Source organism: Paramesorhizobium salinisoli (assembly GCF_003335045.1).
In the GTDB taxonomy this organism is placed as follows: Bacteria; Pseudomonadota; Alphaproteobacteria; order Rhizobiales; family Rhizobiaceae; genus Paramesorhizobium; species Paramesorhizobium salinisoli.
In genome coordinates this window covers 263,845-279,721 of the sequence record NZ_QOZG01000002.1, presented here as the reverse complement: position 1 = coordinate 279,721, position 15,877 = coordinate 263,845, and the positions used below count along the sequence as shown (strand labels likewise).

Annotated in this window: 17 protein-coding genes; 10 read left to right on the top strand and 7 right to left on the bottom strand. The window is 61.4% G+C overall.

The window, feature by feature from the left end; all coding sequences use genetic code 11:
• Positions 1 to 9: 9 nt before the first annotated feature.
• Together queG and DUT91_RS04900 are read right to left on the bottom strand one after the other, a co-directional pair.
• Complete coding sequence (gene queG / locus DUT91_RS04905; protein WP_114439251.1) at positions 10 to 1,164, bottom strand: tRNA epoxyqueuosine(34) reductase QueG; 1,155 nt, start codon at positions 1,162 to 1,164, stop codon at positions 10 to 12.
• Complete coding sequence (locus tag DUT91_RS04900) at positions 1,145 to 1,837, bottom strand: glutathione S-transferase family protein (protein ID WP_114439250.1); 693 nt, start codon at positions 1,835 to 1,837, stop codon at positions 1,145 to 1,147. Before DUT91_RS04900 ends, queG begins: the two co-directional genes overlap by 20 nt.
• 296 nt (positions 1,838 to 2,133) lie before the next feature.
• On the opposite strand from DUT91_RS04900, the gene DUT91_RS04895 reads away from it, so the two are divergent.
• Entirely contained in the window at positions 2,134 to 2,940 is an 807-nt protein-coding gene (locus DUT91_RS04895; protein WP_114439249.1) for an undecaprenyl-diphosphate phosphatase, read from the top strand.
• A gap of 55 nt (positions 2,941 to 2,995) precedes the next feature.
• Here DUT91_RS04895 and DUT91_RS04890 read toward each other — a convergent pair whose 3' ends face one another.
• On the bottom strand, positions 2,996 to 3,982 hold the full coding sequence (locus DUT91_RS04890; RefSeq protein WP_114439641.1) for a complex I NDUFA9 subunit family protein: 987 nt from the start codon (positions 3,980 to 3,982) through the stop codon (positions 2,996 to 2,998).
• A 222-nt stretch (positions 3,983 to 4,204) separates the two neighbouring features.
• Between DUT91_RS04890 and lepA the strand changes: the two genes are divergently transcribed.
• Positions 4,205 to 6,013 (top strand): translation elongation factor 4, encoded by a 1,809-nt coding sequence (gene lepA / locus DUT91_RS04885; protein ID WP_114439248.1) that lies wholly within the window; start codon positions 4,205 to 4,207, stop codon positions 6,011 to 6,013.
• 301 nt (positions 6,014 to 6,314) lie between these two features.
• Positions 6,315 to 6,608: an Rdx family protein gene (locus DUT91_RS04880; RefSeq protein WP_114439247.1), complete on the top strand. Its 294-nt coding sequence runs from the start codon at positions 6,315 to 6,317 to the stop codon at positions 6,606 to 6,608.
• Positions 6,609 to 6,642: 34 nt separating this feature from the next.
• Here DUT91_RS04880 and DUT91_RS04875 read toward each other — a convergent pair whose 3' ends face one another.
• Positions 6,643 to 7,884 carry a DNA recombination protein RmuC gene (locus DUT91_RS04875; RefSeq protein ID WP_114439246.1) on the bottom strand — a complete coding sequence of 414 codons (1,242 nt, stop codon included), beginning with the start codon at positions 7,882 to 7,884 and terminating at the stop codon, positions 6,643 to 6,645.
• Between the two features lie 113 nt (positions 7,885 to 7,997).
• Here DUT91_RS04875 and def point away from each other — a divergent pair, with 113 nt between their 5' ends.
• From def to truA, 3 genes are read left to right on the top strand one after another with little or no spacing between them, the layout of a single operon-like run.
• A complete protein-coding gene (gene def, locus DUT91_RS04870; RefSeq protein ID WP_114439245.1) occupies positions 7,998 to 8,528 on the top strand; it encodes a peptide deformylase in 531 nt (176 codons plus the stop codon).
• Positions 8,529 to 8,538: 10 nt separating this feature from the next.
• Positions 8,539 to 9,465 (top strand): methionyl-tRNA formyltransferase, encoded by a 927-nt coding sequence (gene fmt / locus DUT91_RS04865; RefSeq protein WP_114439640.1) that lies wholly within the window; start codon positions 8,539 to 8,541, stop codon positions 9,463 to 9,465.
• The gene (gene truA, locus DUT91_RS04860) at positions 9,466 to 10,254 is read left to right on the top strand and encodes a tRNA pseudouridine(38-40) synthase TruA (protein ID WP_114439244.1); all 789 of its coding nucleotides are present in this window, start codon (positions 9,466 to 9,468) and stop codon (positions 10,252 to 10,254) included.
• Here the strand turns inward: truA and DUT91_RS04855 are convergent.
• Together DUT91_RS04855 and dapE are read right to left on the bottom strand one after the other, a co-directional pair.
• Positions 10,240 to 10,863, bottom strand: coding sequence for a hypothetical protein (locus DUT91_RS04855; RefSeq protein ID WP_114439243.1), 624 nt, complete (start codon positions 10,861 to 10,863; stop codon positions 10,240 to 10,242). The two genes, truA and DUT91_RS04855, sit on opposite strands and share 15 nt — an antisense overlap.
• Before the next feature lie 8 nt (positions 10,864 to 10,871).
• The gene (gene dapE / locus DUT91_RS04850) at positions 10,872 to 12,059 is read right to left on the bottom strand and encodes a succinyl-diaminopimelate desuccinylase (RefSeq protein ID WP_114439242.1); all 1,188 of its coding nucleotides are present in this window, start codon (positions 12,057 to 12,059) and stop codon (positions 10,872 to 10,874) included.
• 229 nt (positions 12,060 to 12,288) lie between these two features.
• Here dapE and DUT91_RS04845 point away from each other — a divergent pair, with 229 nt between their 5' ends.
• The 3 genes from DUT91_RS04845 to DUT91_RS04835 all read left to right on the top strand — a co-directional run bounded on the left by DUT91_RS04845 (position 12,289) and on the right by DUT91_RS04835 (position 13,835).
• Positions 12,289 to 12,873, top strand: coding sequence for a transglutaminase-like cysteine peptidase (locus DUT91_RS04845; RefSeq protein ID WP_114439241.1), 585 nt, complete (start codon positions 12,289 to 12,291; stop codon positions 12,871 to 12,873).
• Between the two features lie 382 nt (positions 12,874 to 13,255).
• Complete coding sequence (locus DUT91_RS04840; RefSeq protein WP_114439240.1) at positions 13,256 to 13,486, top strand: hypothetical protein; 231 nt, start codon at positions 13,256 to 13,258, stop codon at positions 13,484 to 13,486.
• A gap of 106 nt (positions 13,487 to 13,592) precedes the next feature.
• Positions 13,593 to 13,835, top strand: coding sequence for a hypothetical protein (locus tag DUT91_RS04835; RefSeq protein ID WP_114439239.1), 243 nt, complete (start codon positions 13,593 to 13,595; stop codon positions 13,833 to 13,835).
• 118 nt (positions 13,836 to 13,953) lie between these two features.
• On the opposite strand, the gene dapD is transcribed toward DUT91_RS04835, so the two are convergent.
• Positions 13,954 to 14,823, bottom strand: coding sequence for a 2,3,4,5-tetrahydropyridine-2,6-dicarboxylate N-succinyltransferase (gene dapD, locus DUT91_RS04830; protein WP_114439238.1), 870 nt, complete (start codon positions 14,821 to 14,823; stop codon positions 13,954 to 13,956).
• A gap of 206 nt (positions 14,824 to 15,029) precedes the next feature.
• On the opposite strand from dapD, the gene DUT91_RS04825 reads away from it, so the two are divergent.
• Positions 15,030 to 15,869, top strand: coding sequence for an LOG family protein (locus tag DUT91_RS04825; protein WP_200834901.1), 840 nt, complete (start codon positions 15,030 to 15,032; stop codon positions 15,867 to 15,869).
• The last annotated feature ends 8 nt before the right edge of the window (positions 15,870 to 15,877 follow it).

Below are 15,877 nucleotides of genomic sequence, written 5' to 3'. Positions count from 1 at the left end.
GATCCCGGTTTAAGAAATTATGCAATCGGCCATCCGCCATTCGTCAATAACCGTAACATCCCTTTCTGAAGCCGTCAGTTTTTTGCGCCATTCTCCGAAAATTCGCGGCTCGGATAATTGGCTGAGCGCCCAGATGGCGGCGCCGCGCACCACCGGTGAGGGATCGCCCAGGAGCCGCTCTACATGTGGGAGCAAGCCGGCATCGCCGGAATTGCCGGCGGCGATCAACACATTGCGCAGGAACCGGTCGCGCCCGATCCTTTTCACCGGCGAGCCGGAAAAGAGCGCGCGGAAAGCCGTGTCGTCCAATGCAAGAAGCGTCTCTAGCCGAGGCGCCTTCAGGTCGTCGCGTGCCTTGAGCTTGGTTTCATGCGCTGCTTCGGCAAACTTGTTCCAAGGGCAGACTGCAAGGCAGTCGTCGCAGCCATAGATGCGATTGCCCATCGCCTTGCGGAATTCCGGCGCGATCGGCCCCTTGTGCTCGATGGTGAGATAGGAGATGCAGCGTCGCGCATCGAGCTGGTATGGCGCGGGAAAGGCGCTGGTCGGGCAGATGTCGAGACATGCCCGGCAGGAGCCGCAATGGTCCGTTTCCGGCCTGTCGGGCGCGATTTCAGCGGTGGTGAAGATCGAGCCGAGAAACAGCCACGAGCCATGGCTGCGGCTCACCAGATTGGTGTGCTTGCCCTGCCAGCCTATTCCCGCGGCTTCGGCCAGCGGCTTTTCCATGACGGGCGCGGTATCGACGAAGACCTTGACATCGCTCCCCGCCCGCGCGGCAAAGCGGCTGGCGATCTGCTTCAGCTTGCCCTTGATGATGTCGTGATAGTCGCGGTTCTGCGCATAGACGGAAATGGCGGCGCGATCCCTGCGTGCGAGCACCGGCAGCGGGTCGCTTTCCGGCCCGTAGTTCATTGCCAGCATGATGACGGAGCGCACCTCCGGCCACAGCACGCGCGGGTCGGCGCGCCGCTCCAGGGTTTCCTCCAGCCATTGCATGGTTCCGTGATGGCCGCTGGCCAGATATTGCCGAAGCCGCGCGCCGGCTTGCGGAATGGCATCCGGCGTGGTGACGGCCATGATGTCGAAGCCTTCGGCTTTCGCCTCCTCGGCGAGGAAGCGCTTCAGCCTTGCCGCCTGGGCTTCAGAAATCGAGGTCGCCATAATGTGCGACCGGGGAGAGCCCGCGTATGCGGTCCGTGAGGAGCGGGCGGAAGGACGGGCGCGATTTCATGCGCGTGTACCAGTCGCGCGCCGCCGGGTGATCTGGCCATTCGATCTCGCCGAGATAATCGAGAATGGATATGGCTGCCGCCGCCGCCATGTCGGCATAGCTGGGCTGTGTGCCCGCCAGCCAGTCGCGCGTCGCCGCGAGATAATCGAGATATTTCATATGCTGGCGGATATTGGCGCGCGCGGCGCGGATTGCCGTCGAATCCGGCGAACTGCCGCCCGATTCCGCCGCCATCTGCAGCTTGAAAACGCGTTCGCGCGCGATATGCCGCGTCACCTCATTGTCGAGTTTGCCAAGGAACCAGTCGACCAGGCGGCGCACTTCGGCGCGCTCGATCGGGCTTTCCGGCAGGAGCCGGCGGCTGCGCTTCAGCGCGCCGCGCGTCTCGTCGAGATATTCGGCGATCACCGTCGGCCCGACGACAGGCACGTCATTCTCCGCGAGCAGCACCGGCAGCGTGCCGGCCGGATTGAGCGCCAGGAATTCCTTGCGCCGTGCCCATGGTTTTTCATCGATCAGTTCGGCATCGACGCCGTATTCGTTGAGGATCAGCCGCGCATAGCGCGAGCCGCTGGACATGGGATGATGAAAAAGCGTCAGCATGGTCGAGCGCGATGGGTCTTTCGAGCTGGAGCGTTACACAAACCTGGAGCAGGATCGCGGTCTTTCCGCGGTTCTCATGCTCCGGTATTCAAGCCGGGCTGGCATTTCATCGGTCGGCGGCGTATTTCTTCCGCTGTCTGATTCCCGGCCAGTCCCTGTTGGCCAAACCTATAGGGGTAACGGGCGCGTGAAACAAGCGATCCCTGATGGTCCTGTTCTGCCACATTCCAATGGCAATCCCAAGCCACCCCATTGGCAACCCCATTAACAACCCTTGTCAGCGAAAGTTTCCCTGCATGGATATAAAGACCCTCTTCGATGCCCTGATCCTGGGCCTGCTCGAAGGCTTGACCGAATTCATCCCCGTTTCCTCGACGGGACATCTGCTGCTGGCGGGCCATTTCCTCGGGTTTCATTCGACGGGAAAGACCTTCGAGGTGTTGATCCAGCTCGGCGCTATTCTCGCCATCCTCAGCGTCTATTTCGGCCGCCTGTGGAAGATGCTGGTCAGCCTGCCGCACGATCCGCGCACCAGGCGCTTCGTCTTCGGCATCCTGCTCGCCTTCCTGCCCGCCGCCGTCATCGGCGCCTTCGCGCATAATTTCATCAAGACGGTGCTGTTCGAGACGCCGATGCTTGTCTGCATCATGCTGATCCTCGGCGGCTTCGTCCTTCTCTATGTCGACCGCCTCGATCTCAAGCCGCGCTATCACGACGTGATGGACTATCCGCTGTCGCTCTGCCTGAAGATCGGCTTCTTCCAGTGCCTTGCGATGATCCCCGGCACGTCGCGCTCGGGCGCAACCATCGTCGGCGCGCTTTTGATGGGCACCGACAAGCGCTCGGCGGCGGAATTTTCTTTCTTCCTCGCCATGCCCACCATGGCCGGCGCCTTCGCCTACGATCTCTACAAGAACCGCGACATATTGAGCTTCGATGACGCGACGATCATCTTCGTGGGCTTCATCATGGCCTTTCTCGCCGGCGTCTTTGTCGTGCGCTATCTCCTCGATTACGTCGCGCGCCACGGCTTCGCGCTTTTCGCCTGGTGGCGGCTGATCGTCGGCGCGGCCGGCATGGCGGCGCTCCTCATCTGGGGGTGAAACAATAAAAAGGGGCCGTGAGGCCCCTTTATTCGTTGATCTTCCGGACCTGCGTTCAGGCCATGCCCTTCTTCGTGAACTGCCCCTGTTCGCGGAAACGCCAGAGATAGGAAGGCAGTATGGCATCGGTCCCCGTTGGGCGGATGCCAATGCCTTCGAGCGTACGGCCTTCGCTCGCAGCCTTATCCGAAACCACGTTGTCGTGCTGCAATTGCGTCACCTGATCGCTGGTGATGACCGGCTTCGGCAGAAGCCCCGCGACCGAGCCGATAAGCCGCGCCACCGACCAGGGGATCGGGATAAACACGCGCTTGCGGTCGACCACCTCGAGCATCTCCTCCATGCAGCGGCGGAAGCTCATCACTTCTGGGCCGCCGATCTCATAGGTCTTGCCGCGTTCGAGCGTGCCGTCCACCGAGCGCGCGATGGTTTCCGCCACGTCGCCGACATAGACCGGCTGGAATTTGGTCTCGCCGCCGCCGATCAGCGGCAGGAATGGCGAGAAGCGCGCCATGTTGGCGAATTTGTTGAAAAAGCCGTCCTCGGGCCCGAAGATGATCGACGGGCGTATGATGACGGCTTCCGGCAGCGTCTCGTGCACGGCCTTTTCGCCCTCCGCCTTGGTGCGGGCATAGGCGGAAGCCGAATGCGGATCTGCGCCGATGGCCGACATGTGGGTGAGGGGAATGCCCGCCGCTCGTGCTGCTTCCGCGACTGCGCGCGCGCCGGCGGCCTGCACCGCGTCGAAACGCTGGCTTCCGCCTTGGGCGAGGATGCCGACCAGGTTGATCACGTGATCGGCGCCCGCGACTGCGCGGTCGATCGACCAGCGGTAGCGCAAATTTGCCTGTACGGCCTGGATCTGGCCCATATTGCCGAGCGGCTGGAGATAGGGGGCGAGCGTCGGCCGGCGCACGGCGACGCGTACCCGGTATCCGCGCTGCGCCAGCGCCGCCACCACATGGCGGCCGACGAAGCCCGAACCGCCGAAGACGGTGACCAGCTTCGGTTTGTTGAGAATACCCGTTTTCTCGACGGCCATGGCGATCTCCTGCAATTCCTGGGTAGCATGATCCAGAAGAGTTGCGGACTTCGGATAGATCATGCGGCAAACAAAGTCTGGCGCTGATGTAATGGGTTTTTGCGCGGGCGCAAAGGGGGCATGACGATGCAGGCGTGAAACGGGCGCTTTTGCCGCCCCGTTCCCCCATCTTCTGGCGCATTACCTCTTTGCCTTTTCGCCTCCGCCTGCTAAATCGCGCGCATGAGCACACCATTGGACCATATTCGCAATTTCTCCATCGTCGCCCATATCGACCACGGGAAATCCACGCTTGCCGACCGCCTGATCCAGTTGACCGGCGGGCTGGAGTTGCGCGACATGAAGGAGCAGGTGCTCGACTCGATGGATATCGAGCGCGAGCGCGGCATCACCATCAAGGCCCAGACCGTCCGCCTGCACTACAAGGCGAAGAACGGCGAGGACTATGTGCTGAACCTGATGGATACGCCCGGCCACGTCGATTTCGCCTATGAGGTGTCCCGCTCGCTAGCCGCCTGCGAAGGCTCGCTGCTGGTGGTCGATGCCAGCCAGGGCGTCGAGGCGCAGACGCTGGCCAATGTCTATCAGGCCATCGATAACAACCATGAGATCGTCGTGGTCCTCAACAAGGTCGATCTGCCCGCCGCCGAGCCGGAGCGCGTCCAGGAGCAGATCGAGGATGTCATCGGCATTGATGCCTCCGAGGCGGTGATGATTTCGGCCAAGACAGGCCTCGGCATCCCCGATGTGCTGGAAGCCATCGTCAACAAGCTGCCGCCGCCGCGCGAGGGCGACCGCAACGCGCCCTTGAAGGCCATGCTGGTCGATAGCTGGTATGACGCCTATCTCGGCGTCATCGTGCTGGTGCGCGTCATCGACGGCGTGCTCAAGAGGGGCCAGACCATTCGCATGATGGGCACCGAGGCCAAATATCCGGTCGAGCGCACCGGCGTCTTCACGCCGAAGATGCTGCAGGTCGATGAGCTCGGCCCCGGCGAGCTCGGCTTCATCACGGCCTCGATCAAGGAAGTGGCCGACACCCGCGTCGGCGACACCATCACCGAGGACCGCCGGCCGACAACATCCATGCTGCCGGGCTTCAAGCCGGCGCAGCCGGTGGTGTTCTGCGGCCTTTTCCCCGTCGATGCCGCCGATTTCGAGGATCTGCGCGCCGCCATGGGCCGGCTGCGCCTGAACGACGCCTCGTTCTCGTTTGAAATGGAAACCTCCGCCGCGCTGGGCTTCGGCTTCCGCTGCGGCTTCCTGGGCCTCTTGCATCTGGAAATCATCCAGGAGCGGCTGGAGCGCGAGTTCAACCTCGACCTCATCGCCACCGCGCCCTCCGTCGTCTACCGCATGAGGATGAACGACGGTTCGGTGAAGGAACTGCACAATCCGGCCGACATGCCCGACGTGGTCAAGATCGCCGCCATCGAGGAGCCGTGGATCCGCGCCACCATCATGACGCCGGATGACTACCTGGGCTCGATCCTCAAGCTCTGCCAGGAGCGTCGCGGCATCCAGGTCGATCTCTCCTATGTCGGCCCGCGCGCCATGGTCACCTATGAGCTGCCGCTCAACGAGGTGGTGTTCGATTTCTACGACAGGCTGAAATCGATCTCCAAGGGCTATGCCTCCTTCGACTACAATCTGTCGGATTATCGCGAAGGCGATCTGGTCAAACTGTCGATCCTCGTCAATGACGAGCCGGTCGACGCGCTCTCCATGCTGGTCCACCGCACGGCGGCGGAAAAGCGCGGCCGCGTGCTCTGCGAAAAGCTGAAGGAGCTGATCCCGCAGCACATGTTCAAGATCCCCATCCAGGCTGCCATCGGCGGCCGCATCGTCGCCCGAGAAACCATCTCGGCGCTGCGCAAGGACGTGACCGCCAAATGCTACGGCGGCGACGTCTCCCGCAAGCGCAAGCTTCTGGAAAAGCAGAAGGAAGGCAAGAAGAAGATGCGCCAGTTCGGCAAGGTGGAGATCCCGCAGGAGGCGTTTATCCAGGCGTTGAAGATGGGGGATAATTGAGGACAAACGCCGCCCCTCGTTGTGAGGTGGCGTTGTTCCGGCCTAGGAGTCCGATGCCCGCTCGCTTTTTCCTCTTGCTTCTGCCGGTTCTCCTCATGGCTTGTGCTTCGCCCGTGCCGCGTCCTGCTGCTCCGGTCGACCAAGACCTACCGTTGCGCTTGCCGGATAGCATCAAGCCCCTGACGCAGGAGCAGGAAGAGCAGATGGCGCAATAGTTGGGCGATAGCCCAATGACCAGACGCGGAAAGCCTGCGTGGTTGACTCTCTTCCATTGCGCGCGCGATATGATAACAGATGGCGCATGACCGAGAAACCACGCATCACCATCATTTATTGCACCCAGTGCAACTGGCTCCTGCGCGCCGCCTGGATGGCGCAGGAACTGCTTTCCACCTTTGGCCAGGATATCGGCGAAGTGGCGCTCATCCCCGGTACAGGCGGAATCTTCGAGATCCGCGTCGGCGACGAATTGATCTGGGAGCGCAAGCGCGACGGCGGCTTTCCCGAGGCGAAAATCCTGAAGCAGCTTGTGCGCAATATCGTCTGGCCGGAGCGCGATCTCGGCCATTCCGACGGTTACAAAGCGGAAAAATAAAGCCGCGCGAGGCCAGCCAGTTCCTGCTTGAGGTCTACTCGTCCTCGACGACGCGCAACCGCAATTGTCCGGTTGTCGCGCTGGCCGTGCTATCAGCGGTCTTGGCCGGTGGGCGCGGTGCATTCTCTTCCGGCTTCTCGCCGAATTCCAGCGCCTCGATCTTCTCGCCGCGCCTGGTCACCTTGTTCGACGAGACGAGAATGTCGTCGATATCCTTGTTGGCCTGCATGAAATGGCCCTGCAATTTGCGCACGCGCTCGTCTAGGCGGGAGACGTCCTCCATCAGCCGAATCACCTCGCCCTGAATCAGATGCGCCTGCTCGCGCATCCTCGCATCCTTCAGCACGGCCTGGATCACCTGGATCGACAGCATCAACAGTGAGGGCGAGACGATGACGATGCGGGAACGGTGCGCCTTCTGCACCAGCCCTTCGAAATTCTCGTGGATCTCGGCGAAGATCGATTCCGACGGCACGAACAGGAAGGCCGTCTCCTGCGTCTCGCCTTGGATCAGATATTTCACCGAGATGTCGCGGATATGCACCTCGATATCCCGGCGGAACTGGGCGATGGCGAGCTTCTTCTCCTCGGGCGCTTCCGCATCGCGGATAGCGCTCCAGGCTTCGAGCGGAAACTTGGCGTCGACCACGAGCGAGGGCATGCCGTTCGGCATGCGCACCACGCAGTCCGGCCGGTTTCCGTTGGAAAGCGTCGCTTGGAATTCATAGGCGCCCAGCGGCAGGCCGTCGGCGATGATCGCCTCCATGCGCGATTGACCGAAGGCGCCGCGCGTCTGCTTGTTGGCAAGGATCGCCTGCAACTGCACCACCTGGCCGGCCAGCGCCTGGATGTTGTTCTGCGCCGTGTCGATCACCGCCAGCCGCTCCTGCAGCTTGGCGAGGTTCTCGTGCGTCGATTTGCTCTGCTCGGTCATGGTCTGGCCAATGCGGCTGGTCATGCCGTCGAGGCGCTCGCGGATCGACTGGTTGAGCTCGGCCTGCCTGGAGCCGAAAACCTCGGCCATGGTCTGCATCCGGCCCTGCATTTCGGCCTGGCTCTTGAGGATTTCCGCCATCCGTATTTCCGCATCACGGGCGCGCTCCGCCGCCTGCACCTCGGCGACGGCGCGCGAGCGTGCCGAACGCCAAGCCGCCATGAGAAAGAACAGTGCGAAAAACACGACGACGCCGAGGCCGAGAAGCAGCACTCCGCCGACGGAAATCACATGTACGCCAAGCTGAAACAGTGGCGCGGCAAGGAGATTGGTCGTGTCCATGGCGCAAACCTATCCGATTCGCAGGCCCAATGTGAGATCGAAACAGGAACATTTTTGCCATTCCTGCCGCGAGGCTTATTGACGCCCGCCATCCGAGCGATTAGGTGAAAACCATGTCTATAAAGCCGCTTGTCATCCTTCCCGATCCCATCCTGCGCCAGGTGTCGAAGCCGGTGGAGCGCATCGACGACCAGTTGCGCGCTTTTGCCGACGACATGCTGGAGACGATGTATGACGCCCCGGGCATCGGCCTTGCCGCCATTCAGGTGGGCGAGCCCCTGCGCATGCTCGTCATCGACCTGTCGAAGGAGGATGAGGAAAAGGCGCCGCAGATATTCATCAATCCGCAGATACTCTCGTTCTCCGACGAGCGCAGCGTCTATGAGGAAGGCTGCCTGTCGATCCCCGATTATTACGCGGAAGTGGAACGTCCTGCGAGTGTCCGCGTGAGCTATCTCGACCGCGAAGGCAAGGCGCACGAAATCGCTGCCGAGGGGCTGATGGCCACCTGCCTGCAGCACGAGATCGACCATCTGAACGGCGTGCTCTTCATCGATTATATCTCCAAGCTCAAGCGCGACATGGTGGTGAAGAAGTTCAAGAAGCTGGCCAAGGACCGTCCGCCAAGCAAGCTCGCGGTCTAGCCCCATGTCGCTGCGCCTCATTTTCATGGGCACTCCGGAATTCTCCGTGCCGGTGCTGACAGCGCTGATCGGGCAGGGCCACGAGATCGCTGCGGTCTATTCGCAGCCACCCCGCCCTGCGGGCCGCCGCGGGCTGGAACTGACGAAATCCCCGGTGCATGAGCAGGCCGAGCAGTTCGGCTTCGAAGTGCGCACCCCGAAAAGCCTGAAGAGCGCCGAGGAGCAGGAGGCTTTTCGCGCATTGGACGCCGATGTGGCGGTCGTGGTCGCCTATGGGCTGCTGTTGCCGCCCCCGATCCTCGAAGGCACAAGGCTCGGTTGCTATAATGGCCACGCTTCTCTGCTTCCGCGCTGGCGCGGTGCCGCTCCTATCCAGCGCGCAGTCATGGCCGGCGACCGCGAAACCGGCATGATGATCATGAAGATGGACGAGGGGCTCGATACCGGGCCGGTCGCCATGGTCGAGAAAATGGCGATAACACCCGACATGACCTCGGGCGAGTTGCATGACCGCCTGAGCATGATCGGTGCCGACCTGATGGTCCGGGCGTTGGCCGCGCTCGAGCGCGATAGCCTCACGCTCAAGCCTCAGCCGGAAGAAGGCGTCACCTATGCCGCCAAGATCGATAAGGCGGAAACCCGCATCGAATGGGCGGGCCGTGCAGAGGACGTTCACAACCGCATTCGCGGCCTGTCGCCTTTCCCGGGTGCATGGTGTGAGATGGAGATTGGTGGCAAGACGGAGCGCGTCAAGCTGTTGAAGTCCACGCTGGCGACGGGTGGCGAGCCGGACCAGCCTGGAACGCTTGTCGGCGACGGGCTGACAATTGCCTGCGGCGAAGGCGCGGTGAAGCTCACGCTCCTGCAGAAGGCCGGGGGAAAGCCCCTTGGCTCTGCCGATTTCCTGCGCGGTGCGCCCGTGACGCGGGTTTTCTGAGTGCCGCGCTACAAGCTGACGATTGAATATGATGGCACACCCTACGCCGGCTGGCAGCGCCAGGAAAACGGCCATACGGTGCAGGCGGCAATCGAGCAGGCGATCGCCAGGTTCTGCGGCGAGAATATAGCGCTCGGCGCGGCCGGACGCACTGATGCCGGCGTACATGCGCTGGCGCAGGTGGCGCATGCGGATCTGACCAAGGATTGGGGCGCCGCCAAGGTGCGCGATGCGCTGAACGCCCATCTGGTGGCTGCCGACGAGCGCGTCGTCATCTTGAATGTCGAGCGTGTGCCCGACAGTTTCGACGCGCGGTTCTCGGCCACGGCGCGCCATTATCTCTACCGCATCGTCAATCGCCGCCCGCCCATCGCCGTCGAGATCAACCGCGCCTGGTGGGTTTCGAAGCCACTCGATGCCGGGGCGATGCATGAGGCTGCACAGCGGCTCCTCGGCAAGCATGATTTCACCACCTTCCGCGCCGCGCAGTGCCAGGCGAAGAGCCCGGTCAAGACGCTCGACCGGCTGGATGTCACCCGCAACGGTGAATATGTGGAGATCCGCGCCTCGGCGCGCTCGTTCCTGCACAATCAGGTACGCTCGCTCGCCGGCAGCCTGATGGAGGTTGGCGTCGGCCGCTGGACGGCGGACGATCTGGTTAGCGCACTCGAAGCCCGCGACCGCAGTGCCTGCGGACAGGTCGCGCCGCCTTACGGGCTTTACCTCATCGGCGTCGATTACTGCGCGCCGTTCGCCAGACCAGACCCGGACGGTTTAATGCCGCAATAAGGTGCTGTTCGTCGGGCCGGGATAGTCGACGCCGAGCAGATGCTGGAGCGTGATGGTGATGAAGATCGATCCGACAAAAAGTACGGCATAGAAGGGAAGGACGAACGTATGTGGCCTTTGCAGCGCCACCTGCGTCAGGCGGTAGGAAAAGACGATCGACAAGCCGAACAGCATGATCGAGACCAGCGCCATGATTTCGTCCGAGATCGGAAAGAACAGCCGAATGAGCGTCGCCGGGACGAACAGCCAGGCGATCAGCGCCGTCCCCCAGTTGGAGGCGATGACATAGGGAGCGAAGCGCCGGGAGATGCCGATGCGCCGGGCGAGCAAGCCGATCACGATGATCGGCAGCACCCATGAGGTCATGTCGACAATCGCGGTACGCAGCACGATGCTGAAGCGCAATCCGGCCTCGTCGTCACCCCGGGCAAGATCGGCCGCATAGACGACCCAACTGGCGAAGAGTGGCGGCACCGCGACCAGCATCGCATAGAAAGATTGCCAGAATCCCTCCGCCGATATGTCGAGATGCACGAGGCCGTCCGGCTTTCCGCGCATCATCCGCCAGCTTCCGTAGAGATAGCGATGGATATCGTCGAGCGTCGGCATGGAATGGCTCACGCAAAGAAGTCCGCTAGGAAGCGTTGGTAGATTCTGGTCAGCATTTCCAGATCGGACAATGAGGCACGCTCATCAACCATGTGCATGGTACGCCCCACCAGGCCGAACTCCACGACAGGACAATAATCCTTGATGAAGCGCGCGTCCGATGTGCCGCCGGAGGTGGAAAGATGCGGCTTCCTGCCCGTGACGGCCTCGATCGAGGTACTGAGTGTGCCGATCAGCTTGTCGTCGCGCGTCAGGAAGACGTGGCTCGGCCGCTCGCCCCAAAACAATTCATAGGCGATCGGCGTTTCGCGCCCGGGGCGCAGCTTATCGCGGGCCGCTGCGTGGTCGAGCCGGTTATGGATCTCGGCCATGATAGTCTCCCCGGTCCAACTGTCGTTGAAGCGGATGTTGAAGGCTGCTGTCGCCTTCGCCGGAATGACATTGGTCGCCGGATTGCCCACATCGATGGTGGTGACCTCAAGATTGCTGGGCTGGAAATCCTTGGTGCCTTCGTCCAGAACCGGATATAGCAGCGCGTCGATCAGTGTAACGAGACCGCGCACCGGATTTTCGGCAAGATGCGGGTAGGCGGCATGCCCCTGCACGCCGTGGACGATAAGGGTGCCGGATACCGAGCCGCGCCGTCCGATCTTGATCATGTCGCCAAGCCGGTCCGGATTGGTGGGTTCGCCGACGATGGCGGCATCCCAGCGCTCGCCTTTGGCCCCGGCCCATTCGAGCAGTTTCACCGTTCCGTTAATGGCCGGCCCTTCCTCGTCACCGGTGATAAGGAGGGAGATGTTGCCCTTCAGCGGGCCGTTTTCCCCCACATGCCGGGCGACGGCCGCGACAAAACAGGCAATGCCGCCTTTCATATCGACGGCGCCGCGCCCGTAGATTTCCCCGTTTTCGATAGCTGCCGAGAAAGGCGGATGCCGCCAGGCGCTGTCGTCGCCCGGAGGCACCACGTCGGTATGGCCGGCGAACATCAGATGTCGCCCGTCGCCCGGAAGCTTGGCATAGAGATTGTCGATGTCGGGCGTGCCATCCTCCGAGAAGATTGGCCGATCAATGGAAAAACCTAGAGGTTTCAACATATTGGCGAGCGCGGTCTGTGCCCCGCCTTCGGCTGGCGTTACCGAGGGACAGCGGATGAGAGCGGCGAGATTTTCGACGGGATCAACAGGCAATGTCATGGTGCAACTGTCATTACAGGAGTCGCGAGACGGCTGCATCAGCTATTTTTATCAGTTCCATCATTGCCGCTCCGGGGCCTCGCGGCCGGGTTGTAGAAAATAATGTCAATGAAACTGACATATAAATTTAACTTGACCACACTGTTACTGCCATCGTTAGTTAACAGCACATTGACGAAGAAGCCCGGCAAAACGTGGCCACGTTTAACAATGAAAGAGGGGATAAGCGATGCGCAAATATGCGGTCGTAGCGTGTATGGCGACAATGCTCGCCGCATCAATGGGCGTTGCCGAAGCGGCACAGCGACTTGCTGCCGGCGGTGCGACCAGTATTCCTTACGGACACATGGAGTTCTGCCAGCGCAGCCCGCGCCAGTGCACCGCACACCGTGTCCTGCCGCCGGTCACGCTAACTGACGCACGCTGGAAGAAGATCGAGCGGGTCAACCAGGCCGTCAACGCCGCAATCAAGCCGAAATCCGATGCGGACGTTTACGGCAAGCGGGATTATTGGACGATACCGACCAAAGGCGTCGGCGACTGCGAGGATTACGTGCTGCTGAAGCGGGCGAAGTTGCTGGCCTCCGGCTTCAGCGCATCGCAATTGCTGATCACCATGGTTCGTAACAGGGGCGAGGCGCATATCGTCCTCACCGTCAGGACCGATCGGGGCGATTTCATCCTCGACAATCTGCACAATGAGGTCCTGCCGGTGGAAAGCACAAGCTATCACTATGTGAAGATGCAGGCGCCGAACCATTCCGGCCGCTGGGTCGCGATATCAGGCCGCGCCACCGAGATTGCATCGAACTAGCGGATCGGGAAAAGAGGACAGCCTGTCATGGGGCTGTCATGGAAATGCGGCATGAAGCGCGGCACTGCCACCTAAAGCCCTGAGCGAGCCACTCTGTTCTCGATTATTGAACGCTCCATCAGAACACACTGTTCAGGCTATCGGAACAATGGCAGCTGAGTAACAAACCTGTGAGAGCGGAATTATTCGTTAACTTGTTGATATTAAAGGTATAATTTTTCCTTTAGTAAGCCGCCTTGAGGATTTCAAGCGCACAAACGCGTGAGCGTTTGAACAATTTCGTTACTGGCACTCCCAGCGATTGTCTCCCATCTGAGCTTCATCGGAACGGCGCTTCCTCCCAAACAACAGCCGCTCCGAGAAAGTTCAAGGAGATTAGAATATGAAGAAGATTGCTCTTGCCGCTGCTGCCCTCGCTCTGAGCGCCGGCGCTGCCTTTGCTGAAAACCCGACTGTCGGCACGCCCGCCGACCTCTATGCCAATGACAGCACGCCTGCCGCTGCACAGAAGGTCGATTATGCCGCTCCGGCTTCGATCAGCAAGTCCACCGTCGATCAGACGAACCCGGCCGCAAACCGCTTCGGCGATGCGTCCCCTGCCAACCAGCAGTAATCCACTCGATATAACACACTGATCTCCCCGGAGGATGGCGGGGCGACGTGCCCTTTCCAGGGCGCGCGACCCGCCATCCGATGGGGCGATGCGAAAGGAAAATAAAATGAAGAAGATCGTTCTTGCCGCTGCCGCCCTCGCTCTCAGCGCCGGTGCAGCTTTTGCAGAAAACCCCAATGTCGGCACGCCGGCCGACCTTTATGCCAACGACCATACGCCGACGGTAGATAGCCGCGTCGACTACACCCCGACCGCGAGCATCCACAAGCAGGCTCCGGAGACCACGGTCAATGCGACCAACCCCGCAGCCAATCGCTTCGGTGACGCATCTCCGGCCAACGGCCAATAAGGAACCGAGACGGTAGGCACGCCGTCCTCCAGTCCGGCTGCCTGATCACCGTCTTGGGACTGGGTACTGAAAAGCGGCGAAGCTCGGCTTCGCCGCTTTCTTTTTGGCGGGAGCTAAATCAATCCCGCAGCAATTCGTTGATCGATGTCTTGGAGCGCGTCTTTTCGTCGACGCGCTTGACGATCACCGCGCAGTAGAGGCTCGGGCCCCAGTTTCCGCCGGGAACGTTCTTGCCGGGCATGGTACCCGCGACGACGACGGAATAGGGGGGCACCTCGCCATAGAAAACTTCGCCCGTGGCGCGATCGACGATCTTGGTCGATTTGCCGATGAAAACGCCCATGCCGAGGACAGCGCCTTCGCGCACGATGCAGCCCTCGACCACTTCCGAGCGCGCGCCGATGAAGCAATTGTCCTCGATGATCGTTGGGCCGGCCTGCATCGGTTCCAAAACGCCGCCGATGCCGACGCCACCGGAGAGATGCACATGCTTGCCGATCTGCGCGCAGGAGCCGACCGTGGCCCAGGTATCGACCATCGTGCCTTCCCCGACATAGGCGCCGAGATTGACGAAGGATGGCATCAGGATGGCGCTGGGCGCGATATAGGCCGAGCGGCGCACGATGCAATTGGGCACGGCGCGAAAGCCCGCCTTCTCGAATTCAAGCGCGCTCCAGCCGTCGAATTTAGAGGGAACCTTGTCCCACCACACAGACTGGCCCGGGCCGCCTTTGATAATCTCCATCGGATTGAGACGGAAGGAGAGGAGCACGGCCTTCTTGAGCCACTGGTGGACATGCCAGTTGCCGTCCGCGCCTTTTTCTGCGACACGGGCCTCGCCGCGGTCGAGCGCCGTCAGCGCATGCTCGACGGCATCACGTATTTCGCCACGCGTATGTGTATTAATGCCATCGCGCTCCTCAAAGGCCTTGTCGATGATCGTTTCAAGGCTGGCGAGATCGGGTCTGGCAGGGACTGGATTGGACATCGGAACGTGGCTCCTAAACGGGCTGTTGACGATCCGCCGGCTATTCTTCCTATCTGAACCGGCGGCCGCGCTTCACGGAAATGATTTAAGGCTGATAAGCGAAGGCGGCATGGGGGTCAATCGCAGGAGCGATCCTATATGTCCTGGACGCGGCGCGCTCTGCAAATGAGCCGGTCGGGCTGAATGGCAATGGAGAAAGAAAAAGCATGAATCCGATGGAAAAGAACGGCTGGACGCCATTCACGCATTCGGGCGAAGACGCCAGGCATGCCGAGACGGTGCCGGATACGCCGCAGACGCGCGCGCCAGCCTACAAGCTTGCCTATGCGGACCAGGATTTTCTCACTCGCCGGGAGTTGCGCCCGGTGCGGCTCCAGCTCGAGCTCCTGAAGCCGGAAATGATTTTCGAGGATCGCGGCATCAAATCGACGGTTGTGCTCTTCGGCGGCGCCCGCATCCCGGAGCCGGGCGGCGAGGCGTGGGCCGCCAAGAACGAGACGCAGAGGAAGAACCTCGAAGCCAATTCGCGTTATTACGAAGAAGCGCGTGAATTTGCGCGGCTATGCTCGCAATATTCCGCCACTACCTATTACCGCGAATATGTCGTCGTCACCGGCGGCGGCCCCGGCGTCATGGAAGCGGGCAACCGCGGCGCGACCGATGTCGGCGCGCCTTCCATCGGCCTCAACATCGTCCTGCCGCACGAGCAGGCGCCGAACAAATATGTGACGCCCGATCTGTGCTTCAACTTTCACTATTTCGCCATCCGCAAGATGCATTTCCTGATGCGCGCCAAGGCTTTCGCCGTGTTCCCCGGTGGCTTTGGCACCATGGACGAGCTTTTCGAGACGATGACGCTGATCCAGACCGGCCGCATGGAGCGCGTGCCGCTCCTGATGTTCGGCAAGGAATTCTGGTCGAAAGCGATCAATATCGAATATCTGGCGGAGCAGGGTACCGTCTCGCCCGCCGATGTGGAACTGCTCACCTTCGTCGATACCGCCGAAGAGGCATGGGACAAGATCAAGGCATTTTACGCGCTTTGATCCAACCG

Coding starts and splice junctions, on each gene's coding strand:
- queG (WP_114439251.1), bottom strand. CDS start 1,164: ATGGCGACCTCGATTTCTGAAGCCCAGGCGGCAAGGCTGAAGCGCTTC.
- DUT91_RS04900 (WP_114439250.1), bottom strand. CDS start 1,837: ATGCTGACGCTTTTTCATCATCCCATGTCCAGCGGCTCGCGCTATGCG.
- def (WP_114439245.1), top strand. CDS start 7,998: ATGTCTATAAAGCCGCTTGTCATCCTTCCCGATCCCATCCTGCGCCAG.
- DUT91_RS04890 (WP_114439641.1), bottom strand. CDS start 3,982: ATGGCCGTCGAGAAAACGGGTATTCTCAACAAACCGAAGCTGGTCACC.
- DUT91_RS04840 (WP_114439240.1), top strand. CDS start 13,256: ATGAAGAAGATTGCTCTTGCCGCTGCTGCCCTCGCTCTGAGCGCCGGC.
- DUT91_RS04855 (WP_114439243.1), bottom strand. CDS start 10,863: ATGCCGACGCTCGACGATATCCATCGCTATCTCTACGGAAGCTGGCGG.
- DUT91_RS04845 (WP_114439241.1), top strand. CDS start 12,289: ATGCGCAAATATGCGGTCGTAGCGTGTATGGCGACAATGCTCGCCGCA.
- dapD (WP_114439238.1), bottom strand. CDS start 14,823: ATGTCCAATCCAGTCCCTGCCAGACCCGATCTCGCCAGCCTTGAAACG.
- DUT91_RS04875 (WP_114439246.1), bottom strand. CDS start 7,884: ATGGACACGACCAATCTCCTTGCCGCGCCACTGTTTCAGCTTGGCGTA.
- DUT91_RS04895 (WP_114439249.1), top strand. CDS start 2,134: ATGGATATAAAGACCCTCTTCGATGCCCTGATCCTGGGCCTGCTCGAA.
- DUT91_RS04825 (WP_200834901.1), top strand. CDS start 15,030: ATGAATCCGATGGAAAAGAACGGCTGGACGCCATTCACGCATTCGGGC.
- lepA (WP_114439248.1), top strand. CDS start 4,205: ATGAGCACACCATTGGACCATATTCGCAATTTCTCCATCGTCGCCCAT.
- dapE (WP_114439242.1), bottom strand. CDS start 12,059: ATGACATTGCCTGTTGATCCCGTCGAAAATCTCGCCGCTCTCATCCGC.
- DUT91_RS04880 (WP_114439247.1), top strand. CDS start 6,315: ATGACCGAGAAACCACGCATCACCATCATTTATTGCACCCAGTGCAAC.
- DUT91_RS04835 (WP_114439239.1), top strand. CDS start 13,593: ATGAAGAAGATCGTTCTTGCCGCTGCCGCCCTCGCTCTCAGCGCCGGT.